Source organism: Pseudomonas sp. NBRC 111143, from assembly GCF_001320965.1.
Lineage (GTDB): Bacteria > Pseudomonadota > Gammaproteobacteria > Pseudomonadales > Pseudomonadaceae > Aquipseudomonas > Aquipseudomonas machongensis.
In genome coordinates, this window is sequence record NZ_BCBT01000006.1 from 41,144 (window position 1) to 58,880 (window position 17,737).

The 17,737-nt window shown below is 65.0% G+C and carries 14 protein-coding genes; 11 read left to right on the plus strand and 3 right to left on the minus strand.

Going from position 1 to position 17,737, the window contains the following annotated elements:
* Positions 1–33: 33 nt before the first annotated feature.
* The 5 genes from APH44_RS05165 to APH44_RS05185 are packed head-to-tail and all read left to right on the plus strand — an operon-like array spanning position 34 to position 4,341.
* Positions 34–1,440, plus strand: a complete 1,407-nt coding sequence (locus APH44_RS05165) for an ABC transporter substrate-binding protein (protein ID WP_054891632.1) — start codon at positions 34–36, stop codon at positions 1,438–1,440.
* A 24-nt stretch (positions 1,441–1,464) separates the two neighbouring features.
* Positions 1,465–2,247, plus strand: a complete 783-nt coding sequence (locus APH44_RS05170; protein ID WP_054891633.1) for an ABC transporter permease — start codon at positions 1,465–1,467, stop codon at positions 2,245–2,247.
* Positions 2,247–3,104, plus strand: a complete 858-nt coding sequence (locus tag APH44_RS05175; protein WP_054891634.1) for an ABC transporter ATP-binding protein — start codon at positions 2,247–2,249, stop codon at positions 3,102–3,104. Before APH44_RS05170 ends, APH44_RS05175 begins: the two co-directional genes overlap by 1 nt.
* Complete coding sequence (locus APH44_RS05180) at positions 3,101–4,066, plus strand: HEAT repeat domain-containing protein (protein ID WP_054891635.1); 966 nt, start codon at positions 3,101–3,103, stop codon at positions 4,064–4,066. The genes APH44_RS05175 and APH44_RS05180 overlap by 4 nt, the downstream gene beginning before the upstream one ends.
* Complete coding sequence (locus tag APH44_RS05185; RefSeq protein ID WP_054891636.1) at positions 4,066–4,341, plus strand: gamma-butyrobetaine hydroxylase-like domain-containing protein; 276 nt, start codon at positions 4,066–4,068, stop codon at positions 4,339–4,341. Before APH44_RS05180 ends, APH44_RS05185 begins: the two co-directional genes overlap by 1 nt.
* Before the next feature lie 88 nt (positions 4,342–4,429).
* Here the strand turns inward: APH44_RS05185 and APH44_RS05190 are convergent, their stop codons facing one another.
* Together APH44_RS05190 and APH44_RS05195 are read right to left on the minus strand one after the other, a co-directional pair.
* Positions 4,430–5,293 (minus strand): ABC transporter ATP-binding protein, encoded by an 864-nt coding sequence (locus APH44_RS05190; protein ID WP_054891637.1) that lies wholly within the window; start codon positions 5,291–5,293, stop codon positions 4,430–4,432.
* Positions 5,290–6,870: an ABC transporter permease gene (locus tag APH44_RS05195; RefSeq protein WP_082420808.1), complete on the minus strand. Its 1,581-nt coding sequence runs from the start codon at positions 6,868–6,870 to the stop codon at positions 5,290–5,292. The genes APH44_RS05190 and APH44_RS05195 overlap by 4 nt, the downstream gene beginning before the upstream one ends.
* A gap of 298 nt (positions 6,871–7,168) precedes the next feature.
* Between APH44_RS05195 and APH44_RS05200 the strand changes: the two genes are divergently transcribed.
* On the plus strand, positions 7,169–8,209 hold the full coding sequence (locus APH44_RS05200) for an ABC transporter substrate-binding protein (RefSeq protein ID WP_054891638.1): 1,041 nt from the start codon (positions 7,169–7,171) through the stop codon (positions 8,207–8,209).
* A gap of 21 nt (positions 8,210–8,230) precedes the next feature.
* Positions 8,231–9,136, plus strand: coding sequence for a TauD/TfdA family dioxygenase (locus APH44_RS05205; protein ID WP_054891639.1), 906 nt, complete (start codon positions 8,231–8,233; stop codon positions 9,134–9,136).
* Positions 9,137–9,222: 86 nt separating this feature from the next.
* Here APH44_RS05205 and APH44_RS05210 read toward each other — a convergent pair whose 3' ends face one another.
* Positions 9,223–10,137 carry a LysR family transcriptional regulator gene (locus tag APH44_RS05210; protein ID WP_054891640.1) on the minus strand — a complete coding sequence of 305 codons (915 nt, stop codon included), beginning with the start codon at positions 10,135–10,137 and terminating at the stop codon, positions 9,223–9,225.
* Between the two features lie 192 nt (positions 10,138–10,329).
* Here APH44_RS05210 and APH44_RS05215 point away from each other — a divergent pair, with 192 nt between their 5' ends.
* The 4 genes from APH44_RS05215 (at position 10,330) to gabT (ending at position 17,688) form a co-directional block, all read left to right on the plus strand.
* A complete protein-coding gene (locus tag APH44_RS05215) occupies positions 10,330–12,669 on the plus strand; it encodes a TonB-dependent receptor (RefSeq protein ID WP_054891641.1) in 2,340 nt (779 codons plus the stop codon).
* Positions 12,670–12,686: 17 nt separating this feature from the next.
* On the plus strand, positions 12,687–14,363 hold the full coding sequence (locus tag APH44_RS05220; protein WP_054891642.1) for an aryl-sulfate sulfotransferase: 1,677 nt from the start codon (positions 12,687–12,689) through the stop codon (positions 14,361–14,363).
* A 425-nt stretch (positions 14,364–14,788) separates the two neighbouring features.
* Positions 14,789–16,231 (plus strand): NADP-dependent succinate-semialdehyde dehydrogenase, encoded by a 1,443-nt coding sequence (gabD, locus tag APH44_RS05225; RefSeq protein WP_054891643.1) that lies wholly within the window; start codon positions 14,789–14,791, stop codon positions 16,229–16,231.
* 179 nt (positions 16,232–16,410) lie between these two features.
* Positions 16,411–17,688 (plus strand): 4-aminobutyrate--2-oxoglutarate transaminase, encoded by a 1,278-nt coding sequence (gene gabT / locus APH44_RS05230; protein WP_054891644.1) that lies wholly within the window; start codon positions 16,411–16,413, stop codon positions 17,686–17,688.
* Positions 17,689–17,737 lie beyond the last annotated feature (49 nt).

Consider the following 17,737-nt stretch of genomic DNA (forward strand, 5'->3'; position numbering starts at 1 on the left):
TCCAATACCTAGACGATTCGAGGGGAAACACCCATGCGCCTTGCAGCAACCGTGGCCGGCCTCGCGCTGGCGATCACTGGCCTGAACGCCAGCGCCGAAACCATCCGTGTGGCCATCGGCACCCAAGACACCACCATCAACTGCGCCACTGGCGGCCTGCTGATCCGTGAGCTGGGCCTATTGGAGAAGTACCTGCCCCACGACGGCAAGTACAAGGACGCGACCTACCAGGTCGAGTGGAAGAACTTCACCAGCGGCGCGCCGCTGACCAACGAGATGGTCGCCGGCAAGCTCGACTTCGGCGCCATGGCCGACTTCCCCGGCTCGTTCAACGGTGTCGCCCACCTCGATGCCGGCAAGCGCAGCCTGTTCATCAGCGTGCTGTCGGGCAGCGTGCATGGCAGCGGCAACGGCATCGTGGTGCCCGCCGCCTCCAGCGTGCAGTCGCTGGCCGAACTCAAGGGCCAGACCATCTCCGTGCCGTTCGCCTCCACCGCCCACGGCATGCTGCTGCGCGCCATCGCCGCCCAGGGCTGGGACCCGCAGAAGGATGTGCGGATCATCGCCCAGGCCCCGGAAATTGCAGGTTCTGCCCTGCGCAGCAACCGCATTGAAGCCCACGCCGATTTCGTGCCCTTTGCCGAGCTGTTCCCCAACCGCGGCTTCGCTCGCAAGATCTACGACGGCTCCCAGGCCAACGCGCCGACCTTCCACGGCGCACTGGTCGATGCGGACTATGCGAAGAAATACCCGGAGGTGGTCACCGCCTACCTGCGCGCCAGCCTTGAAGCCGATCGCCTGATCGCGGCCGAACCTGAAAAATACAGCGAGCTGATCGAGAAGGTCACCGGCATCGAGGCCGAGGTCAATTACCTGTTCCACGGCCCCCTCGGCCTGCAGACCCGCGACCTGACCTGGAAGCCCGAGTATCGCCAGGCCGTCACCACCTCGATCGACACCCTCAAGCTGCTGAAAAAGACCGATCGCGGCCTGGACACCGACCGCTTCATCGACGACCAGTACATCCGCGCCGCTTTCAAGCAGGCTGGTCTGGACTACGACAAGGCTCTCAAGAACTACGCCCCATCGCCGCTCAATGCCAATGACGCCTTGACCGGCAAGCCGATCACCGACTTCAGCCGCCTGGCGCAGATCTGGGTGCGCGGCGAGGACAAGGTCCGGCATTACGCCTCGCCGGAAGCCGCCCTTAGCGCCCTCGCCCAGCTCGAGCAGGAGGGCAAGGATATCCGCGCGATCTACGCCCAGGCCGCCGACAGTGGCATCAAGCTGTTGGCCAACCAGGCGTGGTTCGTGCGCAACGCCAAGGGCGAGCTGTCAGCCTTCCTGCTCAAGGACCAGGCCGAGCAGTACGCCAAGGCCCACGGCGGCGAAGCGCTGGACTTCGGCGACGCCAACCGCAAGCTCATCGCTCAGCGCTGAGTGAATGGAGCCGGGAGAATCCACATGAGCCCTTCCCTCGCGCGCTGGCCGTTGCGCCTGGCTTCGTTGCTGGCCTGCCTGCTGTTCTGGCAGGTGGCGGCCAGCCACAAGCTGAACTTCGGCCTGTTCACCTTTACCTACGTGCCGACGCCCGGCGCGGTGCTCGATGCGGCCTTGCAGCTGCTGGCCTCCAATGCGCTGCTGGCGCACCTGGGCAGCAGCCTATCGCGGGTATTCGCCGGCTATCTGGCCGCAGCAGTGCTGGGGGTGGTGTTGGGGCTGTTGATCGGTCGCTCGAAATGGGCCGAAGACACCCTGCTACCGCCGCTGGAAGTGCTGCGGCCGATCCCGGCGGTGGCGTGGATTCCCCTGGCGATCCTGATGTTTCCGTCCTCGGAGCTGTCGATGGTGTTCATCACCTTCACCGGCGCGTTGTTCCCGATCCTGCTCAACACCGTGCATGGCGTCGAGGCGGTCGACCCACGGCTGGTCGCCTCGGCGCGCAGCCTGGGGGCAGGGCGCTGGGCGATCCTGCGGGAAGTGGTGCTGCCTGGTGCATTGCCAAGCATCGTCACGGGCCTGGCCATCGGCATGGGCACCTCGTGGTTCTGTCTGGTGACCGCCGAGATGATCTCCGGGCAGTTCGGCATTGGTTACTACACCTGGGAGTCCTACACCTTGCAGAACTACCCGGACATCATCGTCGGGATGTTGCTGATCGGCCTGTTGGGCATGGGCAGTAGTGCCCTGGTCAAGCGCCTCGGTGCGCTGGCCACGCCCTGGTACCGCGCGCGGAGGAGTTCGTGATGGGCCGTTATCAACAGGCACCAACGCCGGGGCGTATCGAGGCGCAGGGCGTGTCGATACGTCTGGGGCAGGGCCGCGAGGCGTTCGAGGCCGTGCAGGCGCTGGATTTTGCCATCGCCCCGGGCGAATTCGTGTGCATCCTTGGCCCCTCCGGGTGTGGCAAGTCCACCCTGCTCGGTGCCCTGGCCGGCCACCTGATGCCGGCCGGCGGCCGGTTGCACGTCGATGGCCAGCCCATCGACGGCCCGTCGCCCGAGCGCGGCATGGTGTTCCAGCACCATACCCTGCTGCCCTGGCGCAGCGTGCTCGACAACGTCGCTTTCGGCCTGAAGATGCAGGGGGTGGCCAAGCCCGAACGCCAGCGCCGCGCCCATGAAATGCTTCAACTCGTGGGGCTTGCCGACTACGCCGAGCGTTGGCCCAGCCAGTTGTCTGGCGGCATGCAGCAACGGGCCGAGATTGCCCGGGTGCTGATCAACCATCCGCGCCTGCTGTTGATGGACGAACCCTTCGGTGCCCTCGACGCACAGACCCGCTCGCGCATGCAGGAGTTGCTGCTGGATATCTGGACGCGCATCCGCACCACCGTGGTGTTCGTTACCCACGATATCGACGAAGCGCTGTTCCTGGCCGACCGCATCCTGGTGATGAGCCCGCGCCCCGGGCGATTCATCGAAGACCTACGGCTGGACTTCGCCCGCCCGCGTCGCGCGAGCCTGCTGACCAGCCCGGCGTTCACCCACCTCAAGCGTCACTGCCTGGCGCTGCTGCGCCATGAAGAAGGCCGCGAACTGCCGCGCCTGACACCGTTGGGCCTGCCCGACACCGACCCTCCTGCGCTACGGATCGCCCTATGACTGATCGAATCACCGACAACCCCGATATCCTCGACCTGCTGCCACGCTTGGGCGATGGCGATGCTGGCGTACGGCGCATCGCGCTGATCGAGCTGGCCGATCTCGAAGACCCCGAAAGCCTGCCTTGGCTGACCGATGCGCTGCTGGTCGACACCCACGCCGAAGTGCGCGCCGAGGCCGCGCGCCTGCTGGAGGCCTGGGAGGAATCCGAAGTGGTGCAGGCCCTGTGTGCGGCGTTGGCCGATGCCGCCGAACCCGTGCGCCTGGCGGCGGCGCAGAGCCTGAGTGAGCTTAAGAGCTTGGAGGCCGGGCTGTTGATCTTGCCGTGGGTCAATCACGCCGAGCCTTTCGTGCGTGCCAGTGCCCTGCGCGCCCTGCGCGAGTTGCGCCTGGAAGAAGCTGCCGCACCTGCGTTGCTGGCGCTGGGCGATGGCGAGGCAGCGGTGCGCCGTGAGGCGGTGGGGATTCTTGGCTGGCTCAAGCATGAGCCAGCCTTGCCGGCCTTGGCGCGGCTGGCTGGTGAAGAGGTGGATACCGACGTGCGCCGCGCGGCCATCGGCGCACTGGGCCTGGCCCGTGACGGCAGTGTATTGCCGGCGTTGATTGCCGCGCTGGGCGACCCCGCCTGGCAGGTGCGCGAAGAAGCCGCCACGACCTTGGGCAAGGTGGGCGAGGCGGAGGCGGGCAATGCACTGATTGCCGCGTTGAATGACAGCTATTGGCAAGTGCGTCTGCGGGCCGCCCGGGCGCTTGGCCGCCTGCGCCACCGCCCAGCGCTGGACGGCTTGGCCGTGCTGCTCGGCCATGGCATCGCCAACTTGCGCAAGGAGGCAGCCCTGGCCCTGGGCGAGCTGGGCGATGCGCGAGCTTTGGCGGTGCTGCGGGGGGCCGAAGACGACAGCGACCCCGAAGTGCGCAAGGCAATACGTATCGCCCTGGCGCAGTTGCAGGGTGTGGCGTGATGGATGTGCCCAGTGGCGTGTCGAACCAGCGCAGCGAGGGCGAGCTGGCGCTGCAATGGGGCGAGGTGCGCCAGGTGATCAGCCATGCTCGCCTGCGCGGTGCCTGCCCTTGCTCGCAGTGCCGTGCGGCGCGATTGCGCGGGGGTATCAGCCTGGTGGCGGAAGGTGTGCGGATAGAGCGCATCGAGCTGCAGGGATATGGCCTGCAACTGATGTTCAGCGATGGGCATGATCGAGGGATCTATCCCTGGGCGTATTTGCGCGAGCTGCAGTGACCGAGCAGGCTGCTTCGCGGGCTAGTCCGCTCCCACAGAAGTTGCACGCGAACCCAAGCCTCCAAGAGCAGGCTTACCCGCGAAGCTCTCACAGCGCAATCAGCTCCGGCCGCAACCCCTCCACCCGGCTCGGCGCGGGCCTCAGATGGTCACCCGCCCCGGTGATCTGCTGCAGCACCTTTTCGCGCAGGCCGTGCAAGGCCACGCCCGTGCGCAAGCGCGGATGCGGCAGCTCGATCTCGACCACCGCCTTGATCCGCCCTGGCCGTGGCTCCAGCACCACCACTCGGTCGGCCAGATACGTGGCTTCTTCGGCATCATGGGTGACCAGCAAGATGGTCACCCCCGACCGTTCGCGAATCGCCAGCAATTCGTCCTGCAACTGCTGCCGGGTCAAGGCATCCAGTGCGCCGAAGGGCTCGTCCAGCAGCAGGATGCGCGGGCTTGCCACCAGCCCGCGGGCGATCGCCACGCGCTGTGCCATGCCTCCGGAAAGCTGGTGCGGATAGGCCGACTCGAACCCCGTCAGCCCCACCAGTTGTACGAACTCATGCACCTTGCGCGCTCGCTCGCCCTGGGTGAGCGGGTCGTTGACCAGGCCCAGGGCGATGTTTTGCTCGACCGTCAGCCAAGGGAACAGGCGATGCTCCTGGAACACGATGCCGCGTTCGCCGCCGATGCCGGTCACCGGCTTGCCGTCGATGCGGATGCTGCCGTTGAAGTCGGTGTCCAGCCCCACCAGCAGGCGCAACAGGGTGGACTTGCCACAGCCCGAGGCGCCCACGATGGCGATGAATTCACCTTCGTTGATCGACAGGTCGAAGCCGCGAATGGCCTCGAACGGTTGGCCGTCGACGCTGAAGGTCTTACCGACGTTTTCGAAGCTGACCAGCGGCGGGGTGGCGTCGGGTTGATTGGCGGCGTGCAGGGCCGAGGTGTTGAAGGCGTTCATGCGGTTCTCCAGCGCGTGGCGCGCGATTCGAGGCGTTGTCCGAGGTTGCCGAGCAGGGCACCGACCAGGCCGATCAGCACCATCGCGGCCATCACCTGGTCCATGCGAAACAGCTGTTGAGCGCCCAGCATCAGGCTGGCGATACCGCCGTCCGAAGGCATGAAGTATTCCGCGCCTATGGTGCCCAGCCAGGCGTAGATCAACGACAGGCGCAGGCCGGCGAAAATAGCCGGGGCGGCGCCGGGCAACACCAGCAGGCGCAGGCGATGGGGCAGGTCCAGGCGCAGTGTGCGTGCTGCTTCCCCAAGCTGCGGCGACAGGCTGGCGATGCCACGCTGGGTGGCGATCAGCAACGGGAAGAACGCTGCCAGCCCGACGAACACCAGCTTCGACCCTTCACCCAGGCCGAACCAGGCGGTCAGCAGCGGCACCCAGGCGAACAGCGCGACCTGGCGCAGCGCCGACAGGCTTGGCCCGAACAGGCGCTCGCCGGTGCGCGACAATCCCAGCACCAGGCCCATGGCAAAGCCTGCGGCACCGCCGAGCAGCAGGCCGAGCAGGGTGCGCTGCAGGCTGCGCCCCATGGCGTCGGGGAGCGAGCCATCGAACAGGCCGCCAATCAGGCTGCGCAGCACCTCGAGCGGTGAGGTGAGGATATTGCCGTCGACCCAACCGAAACTGTTGCTGGCCTGCCACAACGCCAGCAACGCCAGCGGCAGCAGCCATCCCTGCCAGGCGCGCGAGGTATCACGCAGGCGTTGTTCGCCGGTCGCCGATTGCGGCCAGTACAGCAGCCGGCGCTCCAGGTGCGAGAAGCCGTGTTCCATGCCGGCCCCGACCACACCGATCAGCAGGATGCAGAGAAACACCAGGTCGAGCATGAACAACTGCCGGCCCCAGACCATCAGGTAACCGATGCCTTCACTGGAGGCCAGCAGTTCCACTGCCAGCAATGAGGTCCAGCCGGTTGCCAGGCCCAGGCGCACGCCGGCCAGGAACGCGGGCAGGGCGGCGGGCAGCAGCAGGCGCAGGAACAACAGGTGTGGCGGCAGGCGCAGCACGGCGGCGGCCTCGCGCAGCCGGGGCTGGGCGTCGCGTATACCGATCAGTGTGTGCAGGGTGACCGGTACCACCACGGCCTTGACCAGCACCACCAGCTTGAGCCATTCGCCGATGCCGAAGAACAGCATGAACAGCGGGATCCAGGCCAGTGTCGGGATCTGCGCAAGGGCGATGAAGGTTGGTAGCACCAGGGTTTGGGCGCGGCGAGAGCTGCCCAGCCAGGTGCCGAGCAACAGGCCGCTGACGATTCCGGCGAGCAGACCCCAGAACAGGCGCTGCAGGCTTATCCACAGATGGCCCCAGAGCTCGCCCGAGCCGTACTCCAGAGCCGTCTGCCAGACCAATGACGGAGCCGGCAGGATCTGCTCGCTCATCCAGTGCCGCTGGCTGGCCACCCACCACAAAAGCGCCACGGCGACCGGGATCACCCAAGGGATCGCCTTGTCTGCCCAGCCGCGCCTCGCGAAGGATACCCGCCAACCGCCCTGGCTCAACGCTGTCGTGCTCTCGCTCATCGATCCCTCTCTTGAAGCGTTTCAAGCTTATGCGCTAAAGGAATAAAAAATATTCAATGCCAATATCAAAGAAATAAGAGCATGCATCCTGTGCATCGGGAAGCCCCCGGACATTGCGTTTTGCTCATATTTGCGATGCGTCCTGCGCAAGCCGGGCGCAGAGCCGCGTCTTTGCTCATTTATAGCTTTCGGTTACTTGAGCATGAGTTTTCGGTCTTTGCCGGTTCTAAGCGGGGCGGCCTAGCGTTTGGCCAACGCGCCGGTCATCGCCGGCGGCAGCCTGCCAAGGAGCCACGCCATGAAAACCCCGTTCCGCCACCTATTGCTCGCCGCACTGTGCAGCGTCCTGCCGCTGGCCGCTCAGGCCGCTGACAGCACCAGGCCCGAGGTCATCCGTATCGCCGTGCCTGACCTGAGCGCTGGCAGCAAACCCAGCGCCGGGGGCGTGGTCGATGTGCTGCGTGATCAGCAATTGCTGGAAAAAGCCTTCGCCCAGGATGGCATTCGCATCGACTGGCGCTTCTTCAAGGGTGCCGGGCCTGCAGTCAACGAAGCTCTGGCCAACGGCCAGGCAGACTTCGCCTACCTGGGCGACCTGGCCGCGATCATCGGCAAGTCCAGCGGCCTGGACACCCATGTGCTGGCGGCCGGGGTGCGTGGGGTGAAGAGCTACCTGGGGGTGGTGCCGGGCTCCGGCATCCGCAGCCTGGCGGATCTGAAGGGCAAGCGCGTGGCGGTGTTCCGTGGCACCGCCAACCAGCTGTCGTTTGCCAGCGCCCTGGCCAGCCAGGGGCTCTCGGAGCGCGACCTGAAAGTCATCAACCTGGACTTCAACGCGTCCAACGCGGCGCTCGCCGCCAAGCAGATCGACGCCACGTGGGGCCTGTCGAACCTGCTGTCGCTGCGTGACCGCGGGCTGGTCGAGCTGCCGGTCAACTCGCGCGACCTCAAAGGCGCTGGCAGTACCCAGTCGGTACTGGTAGGCACGGGCGAGTTCATCCGCCAGCACCCGGACCTGGTCCAGCGCCTGGTCAGCACACAGCAGCAGGCGGTGAACTGGCTGCGTGACGAGCGCAACCGCGAGGCGTACCTGGATCTGGTGTCGAGCACCGCCAACTGGCCGCGCAGCGTGCTCAGCGATGACCTGGCCCAGGAAAACCTCGCCCACTACTTCGATCCGCGCCTGGATGGCGAATTCGTCGGCCTGCTGCAGCAGGGCGTAGACCTGGCCGCCAAGGAGCGCCTGATTCGCCGCAGCTTCCAGGTATCCGACTGGATCGACCCCCGTTTCATCGATACCGCCCTGCAACAGGAACAGGCCGTCCAGGCCGCCCGCTGAATCCATCGTAAGGAGCACGACATGAGCAACGCCGCATTGGCCGCCGCGCCACAAGCCCTGGAACTCGATATCCATCCGGTCGCCGGCCGCATTGGTGCCGAAATCCGCAACCTGAAGCTGTCCGCTGACCTGGACACTGCCACCGTCGACGCCCTCCAGGCGGCGCTGGTGCGGTACAAGGTGATCTTCTTCCGTAACCAGACCCACCTCGACGACCAGGGCCAGGAAGCCTTCGCCAAGCGGCTCGGTGAGCCAATCGCTCACCCCACCGTGCCGGTGGTTGATGGCACCCGCTACCTGTTGCAGCTCGACGGCGCCGAGGGCCAGCGCGCCAACTCCTGGCACACCGACGTGACCTTCGTCGACGCCTACCCCAAGGCGTCGATCCTGCGCAGCGTGGTGGCGCCGGCCTCCGGTGGCGACACGGTCTGGGCCAACACCGCGAGCGCCTATCAAGAGCTGCCTGAACCACTGCGCGAGCTGGCCGACAAGCTCTGGGCCGTGCACAGCAACGAGTACGACTATGCCGGCGCCAAGCCGGATGTGGACCCCGAGCGGCTGGAGCGCTACCGCAAGGTGTTCACCTCGACCGTGTACGAGACCGAGCATCCGCTGGTGCGTGTGCACCCGATCAGCGGTGAACGGGTGCTGCAGCTGGGGCACTTCGTCAAGCGCATCAAGGGGTATTCACAGGCGGATTCGAACCACCTGTTCAACTTGCTGCAGGGGCATGTGACGCGTCTGGAGAACACCGTGCGCTGGCGCTGGCAGGCGGGGGACGTGGCGATCTGGGATAACCGCGCGACGCAGCACTATGCGGTGGACGATTACGGCACCCAGCCGCGGATCGTGCGGCGGGTGACCCTGGCCGGTGAAGTGCCGGTGGGGGTGGATGGGCAGTTGAGTCGGACCACACGCAAGGGGTGATCCTGTAGCGGGTGTCTCGGCTTCTTCGCGGGCAAGTCCGCTCCCTGTGGGCGCGCGCTTGCCCGCGAAAAGTCCACCACCGATCCCTAACTTTCCCCGTCACAAGCAATCAACTGCCGCACCAACCCCTGCGCCAATGGGGACAACCCATAGCCCACCCGGCTGACGATGCCGTAGCGGGTATGGCAAGCCTCTTCCTGTTCCGCCGTCAGGTCCACCAGTTCCAGCGCCACCAGCCGCTCTTCGTCCTGATAAGGCCGCAAGTTGCCCCGGCAGGCGATGCCGATGGTGTCCGATTGCATCACCACGTTGAGCAGCGCATAGCCATGCTCGCACTCCACGTTGGGCAGGAAGTCCTGGCGGCCGCTCATCTCGCTGAGCACCTTGCGGATGTTCGGCGGGCGCAAGGTGGTGGCCATGGGGTAGTCGAACAGGTCGCGCGCGCGAACCTCGTTGCGCTCGGTCAGCGGATGCCCGGCGCGGCAACAGAAGTACCAGCGTTGCGGCGTGAGTTTGTGCACCCGGTAGTCCGGGTCGGCTTCGAACTGACGGGTGTCGGCGACGAAGAACTCGATCTCCTCGGCCATCAGCCTGCGGTTCAACGCCTGCCAGTTATCCACCTGGAAGCAGGTGCGCGCCGCCGGAAACTCGGTCACGAAGCGCGCCACCGCGCGTGGCACCAGCCCACCTGCAGGCGCCGGCCCCGAACCGAATCGCACCATGCCGGTCGTCGCGCCATTGAACTGGTTGATCTCGTTGACCAGGTTGTGCGCGCCATGCACCAGGCGCCGCGAATGCTCCAGTACCAACTGGCCCTGGCGGGTCGGTGCCAGCTCCTTGCTGGCGCGGTCGACCAGGCGACAGCCGACGTTGTGCTCCAGCGTCTGGATGCTGCGGCTGAAGGCCGATTGCGACAGGTTCACGGCCGCGGCGGCGGCGACGAAGCTGCGGTGCTCGACCAGGGCGATGAAGTGGCGAAGCTGACGGAGATCGATATGCATTTTCTACATGAAAACTTTCGGTGAAATGCAATTGCTGACAAGGGTTGTGAACCTTATAAATGCAGTTACTTATTCCACAAAATATGAAATGCAAATATTTATATCTCTTAAAAGAATATAAGCCCCTCTTACTGCGATTCGGTTCCGTCAACGGAAATGCTCGCCAGGGCCCATGCCTCAAGGAGCATCTGCATGTCGCGAGTTTTCCGTTGGCCGACGCGTGCGTCGCTGTTCACCCTGCAACCCCTGGCCGCTGGTGTGCTGTTGGCGACCGCCGGTCATGTCTTCGCCGAGCCGGCGCCTGCCGATGCCACGCCCGCCGTCGAACAGGACGCCAAGCTTGGCACCGTCACGGTCAATGCCCGGCGCCGCGAGGAAACCTCGCAGAGCGTGCCCACGCCCATCAGCGTGCTGGGCAGCGAAACCCTGGAAACCCAGCGTATCTATCGAGTGCAGGACCTGCAGCAGCTGGTGCCCAGCACCAATGTCGCCTACGTCCATGCGCGCCAGTCGAGCATCTCGATCCGCGGCCTGGGCAACAACCCGGCCAGCGATGGCCTCGAAGGCAGCGTCGGGGTGTATCTGGACAACGTCTATCTTGGGCGCCCCGGCATGGCCGTGTCCGACCTGCTCGACGTGGAGCAGCTCGAAGTGCTGCGTGGCCCGCAGGGCACGCTGTTCGGCAAGAACACCACGGCCGGGGTACTCAACATCACCACACGCAAGCCAACCTTCCAGCGCGAGGGCAGCGTGCAATCGTCGCTGGGCGAGGACGGCTACTGGCAAACGCAAGGCAGTTTCTCCGGCCCGATCACCGACACCCTCGCCGGGCGCATCAGCGCTTACCGCACCGAGGACGACGGCTATGTGAAAAACCTCTACAACGGCGACGATCTCAACGGTGGCAAGCGCCAGGGTTTTCGCACCCAGTTGCTGTTCAAGCCCAGCGATACCTTCAACCTGCGCTGGATCGGCGAGTACAACGAAGAGGACTCCAACAACGGCATCCTCAGCCTCTACAGCACCGGCCCGACCATCAACGGCGTCAACCGCTACGAAAGCCTGGCCAGCCAGGCTGGCGCTACCTTGGTGTCGGGCAAGAAGCGCAAGGTCAACTTCGATGCCGACCAGATGGTCAAGGTGTTCCAGGGCGGCACTTCGGTCGAGGCCAACTGGACGCTGCCCAACGATTTCACCCTGACCTCGATCACCGCCTACCGCTGGTGGGATTTCACTCCACGCAACGACGACGGCCTCAACGTGCCCGCCGCCTACAACGCGGGCGTGTCGGTGCGCGACAAGCAGTACTCGCAGGAACTGCGCCTGGCCTCGCCCACCGGCGGCTTCTTCGACTACGTGCTGGGGGCCTACTACTTCAAGCAGGACCTGGACAACAAGTCGTTCACCTATTACGGCCCCCAGGCCGACATCTGGAACGCCACCCCGGCCGGTGCCTTGGCCAACGTCACCACCCTCGGCAACGGCCACATCGATACCGACAGCTATGCGTTGTTCGCCCAAGGCACCTGGCACCTGACCGAGCGCCTGGACTTCACCGCAGGCGTGCGCGGCACCTATGAAGAGAAGAATGCCTGGGTGACCCGCGACGATCCGTTTGGCGGTGCCGCGGTCACCGGTGCAGCAGCGACAGCACGTCAGGGCCGGGTGGGGGCCTACGATTCGGGCGACCTCAGCCAGTACAGTTTCGCACCGTCGGGGCTGCTGAGCCTGAGTTACCGCTTCAACGACGAGGTGCTTGGCTACGCCAGCCTTTCGCACGGCGAAAAGTCGGGTGGCGTGAACCTGACCGTCGGCGCCGCCCCGCGCCTGGGCACCGACTCGCTGCAGGTCGGCACCGAGCGGGTCAACAACGCCGAGCTCGGGGTCAAGAGCACGCTGCTCGACAACCGCCTGCAACTCAATGCCAACCTGTTCTGGGCGCAAGTACATGGCTACCAGGCCAACGTCTACGACCAGGTCAATCGCGTGCAGTACCTGGCCAACGCCGGCAGCGTGCGCTCGCGTGGTTTCGAGTTCGAGGCCACGGCCGTGCCATTGCGCGGCCTGACCTTGAACTTCAACGGCTCGTGGAACGACGTGCGCTACACCGAGTACAAGGACGCCCCGTGCCCGCCGGAGGTCAGCCTGGTCAACGCCGCCGCGACTTGCGACCTGTCCGGCCACCAGGTGGTCGGTGCCTCCAAGTACATCGCCAACCTCAACGCCCAGTACAAGTGGCAACTGGCCGAGCGCATCGAGCCCTATGTCACCGCCAGCTACGCCTTCCGCTCTCGCGCAGTGGGCACCATCGACGACTCGGACTACGGCCAGATCCCCAGCTACGCCATCGTCAACCTCTCCACCGGCGTGCGCCTGGACCAGGGCGACGGCGTGCTCGACCTGTCGCTGTGGGTGAAGAACGCCGGCGACAAGACTTATTTCACCAGCCTGTGGAATTCCGCCAACGGCGGCTATGCCGGCGTGCTCGGCACGCCGCGCACCGTGGGCGCCACCGCCCGCTACGACTTCTGAGGACAAGGAGCTTTGCCATGAATGCCAAGACCGAAACCCCCGCACTGCCCGAGGGCGCCTGCATCACCGCCAAAGTGCCCACCGACGACCAGGCGCTGCTCGGGGACATCGTCGTCAACCCGTACCGCCTGGCGCCGCTGACCGCGATCATCCGCGACGGTGGGCGCACCATCGGTAACGCCCATGTGCGTGTGCTGGGCCGTGGCGAGCGGGGTGTGGACATCGCCTATGACGTTTCCGACCGCTCGCTGTGGACTTACGGCGGTATCCCGGTGTTCGGGCTCTACCCGGACCACGTCAACCAGGTCGAGGTCAGCTACAAGCTCGACGGTGAGCGCGTGCGTGAGCGTTATGAAATCTACGCCCCGGCCGTGCGCCTGCCGGTCGTGGCGAAACAGACGGCGGCGCTGCCGCTGGTCGAACCGATCAAGGTGGCGCCGGGCTTCGAGAAGCGTCTCTACCTGTTCAACCACCTGCTGGGCGAGATCCCCGGTGGCCGTGCCTTCAAGTGGAACGGCCTGGGCGGTGCTGCCGAGTGGGATCAGGTCGGCAACAACTGGATCGCCGACAGCAATGGCGATGTGCGCTGGTACCTGGATATCGAGCAGATCCACGACTCCAACCGCCGCGATGGCCTGGGGGGGACCATGGGCTTCCAGCAGACCCGCGACGGCAAGCTGATCTGGGGCCAGGGCCAGACCTACTCCAAGTTCGACCTGCTGGGGCGGCGTGTCTGGCAGCGCAACCTGCCGGACAAGTTCGCCGACTTCTCCCACGAGATCCGCGAAACGGCACAGGGCACCTACCTGCTGCGGGTGGGCACCAGCGACTACCGGCGTCCGGACGGCAAGCGCGTGCGCTCGATCCGCGACCACATCATCGAGGTTGACGAGGCGGGGGATGTCCTGGACTTCTGGGACCTCAACCAGATCCTCGACCCCTACCGCGGCGACCTGCTGGAAACCCTCGGCAAGGCGGCGATCCAGTTGCCGGCGGGCGTGCACAAGCAGGACGAGCGCCTGGCCAACGAGCTGGCCGAAGGCGACCTGCCGTTCGGCGACACGCCCGGCGTCGGCACCGGGCGCAACTGGGCGCACGTCAATGCCATCGACTACGACGCCGATAACGACAGCATCATCGTTTCAGCGCGTCATCAAGGGGTGGTGAAGATCGGGCGTGACAAGCAGGTGAAGTGGATCCTCGCCTCGCCCCAGGGCTGGCCCGTGCGGTTGAAGGCAAAGGTGCTGACGCCAGTGGGCGGCGATGGCTTCGACTGGTCGTGGACGCAGCACACCGCCTGGCTCACCGGCAAGGGTACGCTGACCGTGTTCGACAACGGCTGGGGCCGCGATTTCGCCCCGACCAAGCTCAGCGGCAACTACAGCCGCGCGGTGGAGTACCGCATCGATGAGGCCAAGGGTACGGTCGAGCAGGTGTGGGAATACGGCAAGGAGCGAGGCGACGAGTGGTATAGCCCGATCACTTCGGTGGTGGCCTACCGTCCGGAGACCGATACCCAGTTCATCTATTCCGCCTCGGTGGGCTACCTGACGCCGGAGAAGCTAACCACTACGGTGCTCAATGAGGTGCGCCGGGGGACCCAGGAGGTGTTGGTGGAGTTGAAGGTGCACAGCCGTCAGCCGGGGAGTGTGGGGTATCGGGCTCTGGTGATCGAGCTGGACAAGGCCTTCTGATAGAGCGGCATCACATTTTCGTCAGCTCGCTCGTCTAATCTTTGCTGGCCCTATCGCGGGACAAGCCCGCTCCCACAGGGATTGGGCAGGCCCCAGATTTTTGAGAAAGACAGTTGCTCCAACAGGGATTGGGCTGACCTTTAGATTTTGAACAAGACAGTTGCTCCCACAACCTGTGGGAGCGGGCTTGTCCCGCGATAGGGCCAGCGCTGTCTAAAGACCATTCGTTCTTTTTTTCGAACAGCCTATTGTCCAACACCCCAGCACCCGCTTAGCATTCGTTTGAGATTTCAAACGCTCGATGCCCATATTGAACACTTGGCTCGTTTGGGTGCCAGAATTCCTGACGGCAGCCCCACCAGGGGCGCCTTTCAACAATCAACAAGACGTTCCGTGCCAGCGCGGCGCGGTCAAGGGAAGCCGACATGCAGCTCAAAGACGCTCAGTTGTTCCGCCAGCAAGCCTTCATCAACGGTGAATGGCTGGATGCGGACAGCGGTCAGACCATCAAGGTGACCAACCCGGCCACCGGCGAAGTCATCGGTACCGTGCCGAAGATGGGGGCTGCGGAAACCCGCCGCGCCATCGAAGCCGCCGACAAGGCCCTGCCGGCCTGGCGCGCCCTGACCGCCAAGGAGCGTTCGAACAAGCTGCGCCGCTGGTTCGAGCTGATGATCGAGAACCAGGACGACCTGGCTCGCCTGATGACCACCGAGCAGGGCAAGCCGCTGGCCGAAGCCAAGGGCGAAATCGCCTATGCCGCCTCGTTCATCGAGTGGTTCGCCGAGGAAGCCAAGCGCGTCTACGGCGACACCATCCCAGGTCACCAGCCAGACAAACGCCTGATCGTCATCAAGCAGCCGATCGGTGTCACCGCGGCCATCACCCCGTGGAACTTCCCGGCGGCGATGATCACCCGTAAAGCCGGCCCGGCCCTGGCCGCTGGCTGCACCATGGTGCTCAAGCCTGCTTCGCAGACCCCTTACTCCGCCCTGGCCCTGGTCGAGCTGGCCACCCGCGCCGGTATCCCGGCTGGCGTGCTGAGCGTTGTTACCGGCAGCGCCGGCGAAGTCGGCGGCGAGCTGACTGGCAACTCCCTGGTACGCAAACTGTCCTTCACCGGCTCGACCGAAATCGGTCGCCAGCTGATGGAAGAATGCGCCAAGGACATCAAGAAGGTTTCCCTGGAGCTGGGCGGCAATGCTCCGTTCATCGTGTTCGACGACGCCGACCTGGACAAGGCGGTCGAGGGCGCGATCATCTCCAAGTACCGCAACAACGGCCAGACCTGCGTCTGCGCCAACCGTATCTACGTGCAGGACGGCGTCTACGACGCGTTCGCCGAGAAGCTCAAGGCTGCCGTTGGCAAGCTGAAGATCGGTAACGGCCTGGAAGAAGGCACCACCACTGGCCCGCTGATCGACAACAAGGCGGTCGCCAAGGTCCAGGAGCACATCGAGGACGCCGTCTCCAAGGGCGCCAAGGTGCTGTCCGGCGGCAAGCTGATCGAAGGCAACTTCTTCGAGCCGACCATCCTGGTCGACGTACCGAAGACTGCCGCCGTCGCCAAGGAAGAGACCTTCGGCCCGCTCGCGCCGCTGTTCCGCTTCAAGGACGAGGCCGAAGTCATCGCCATGTCCAACGACACCGAGTTCGGCCTGGCCTCGTACTTCTATGCCCGCGACATGAGCCGCGTGTTCCGCGTCGCCGAGGCCCTGGAATACGGCATGGTCGGCATCAACACCGGCCTGATCTCCAACGAAGTCGCGCCGTTCGGCGGTATCAAGGCCTCGGGCCTGGGCCGCGAAGGTTCCAAGTACGGCATCGAGGACTACCTCGAAATCAAATACCTGTGCATCAGCGTTTGATGCGCTAAGGGCTTTACCTCTGCCAGCGGGGCGCGAGAGCGACGTCTCGCTGGTTTTTTTGACATGCAGTACCTGGTGGCCAGGGCGCCGGTGACAGTCGATCAACGAATACTGTTCGCAGGCACACCCAGCCACCCCCGAATAACAGCGCCGTCAGAGTCGGCGCGAATGAGGGCATTATGAGCAAGACCAACGAATCCTTGATGCAACGCCGTGTCGCCGCCGTCCCACGTGGCGTTGGCCAGATCCACCCGATCTTCGTCGAGTCGGCGAAGAACTCCACGGTGATCGACGTTGAAGGCCGCGAACTGATCGACTTCGCCGGCGGCATCGCAGTACTGAACACCGGCCACCTGCACCCGAAAGTGGTCGCTGCCGTTCAAGAGCAACTGACCAAGGTCAGCCACACCTGCTTCCAGGTGCTGGCCTACGAGCCTTACGTCGAGCTGTGCGAGAAGATCAACAAGCTGGTTCCGGGTGACTTCGACAAGAAGACCCTGCTGGTTTCCACCGGCTCCGAAGCCGTTGAAAACGCCGTGAAGATCGCCCGTGCCGCCACTGGCCGTGCCGGTGTGATCGCCTTCACCGGTGGCTACCACGGTCGTACCATGATGACCCTGGGCCTGACCGGCAAGGTCGTGCCGTACTCCGCAGGCATGGGCCTGATGCCAGGCGGCGTGTTCCGTGCCCTGTTCCCGAGCGAGCTGCACGGCGTGAGCGTCGATGACGCCATCGCGTCGGTCGAGCGCATCTTCAAGAACGACGCCGAGCCACGCGACATCGCTGCGATCATCCTCGAGCCAGTACAAGGCGAAGGTGGTTTCCTGCCAGCGCCGAAAGAGCTGATGCAGCGCCTGCGCGCCCTGTGCGACCAGCACGGCATCCTGCTGATCGCCGACGAAGTGCAGACCGGCGCTGGCCGTACCGGCACCTTCTTCGCCATGGAGCAGATGGGCGTCGCGCCTGACCTGACCACCTTCGCCAAGTCCATCGCTGGCGGCTTCCCGCTGGCCGGTGTGTGCGGCAAGGCCGAATACATGGACGCCATCGCCCCAGGTGGCCTGGGCGGCACCTACGCCGGTTCGCCGATCGCCTGCGCCGCGGCCCTGGCCGTCATCCAGGTGTTCGAGGAAGAGAAACTGCTGGACCGCAGCAAGGCCGTTGGCGAGCGCCTGACCGCTGGCCTGCGTGAAATCCAGAAGAAGCACTCGATCATCGGTGACGTCCGTGGTCTGGGTTCGATGATCGCCGTGGAAGTGTTCGAGAAGGGCACCCACACCCCGAACGCTGCCGCCGTGGCCCAAGTAGTCGCCAAGGCACGCGACAAGGGTCTGATCCTGCTGTCCTGCGGCACCTACGGCAACGTCCTGCGGATCCTGGTTCCGCTGACCGCCGAAGACGCCCTGCTGGACAAAGGCCTGGCCATCATCGAAGAGTGCTTCGCTGAACTGGCTTGATTGCCGATCCGCGTAGCCGATAAAAAACGCCCAGGCATTGCCTGGGCGT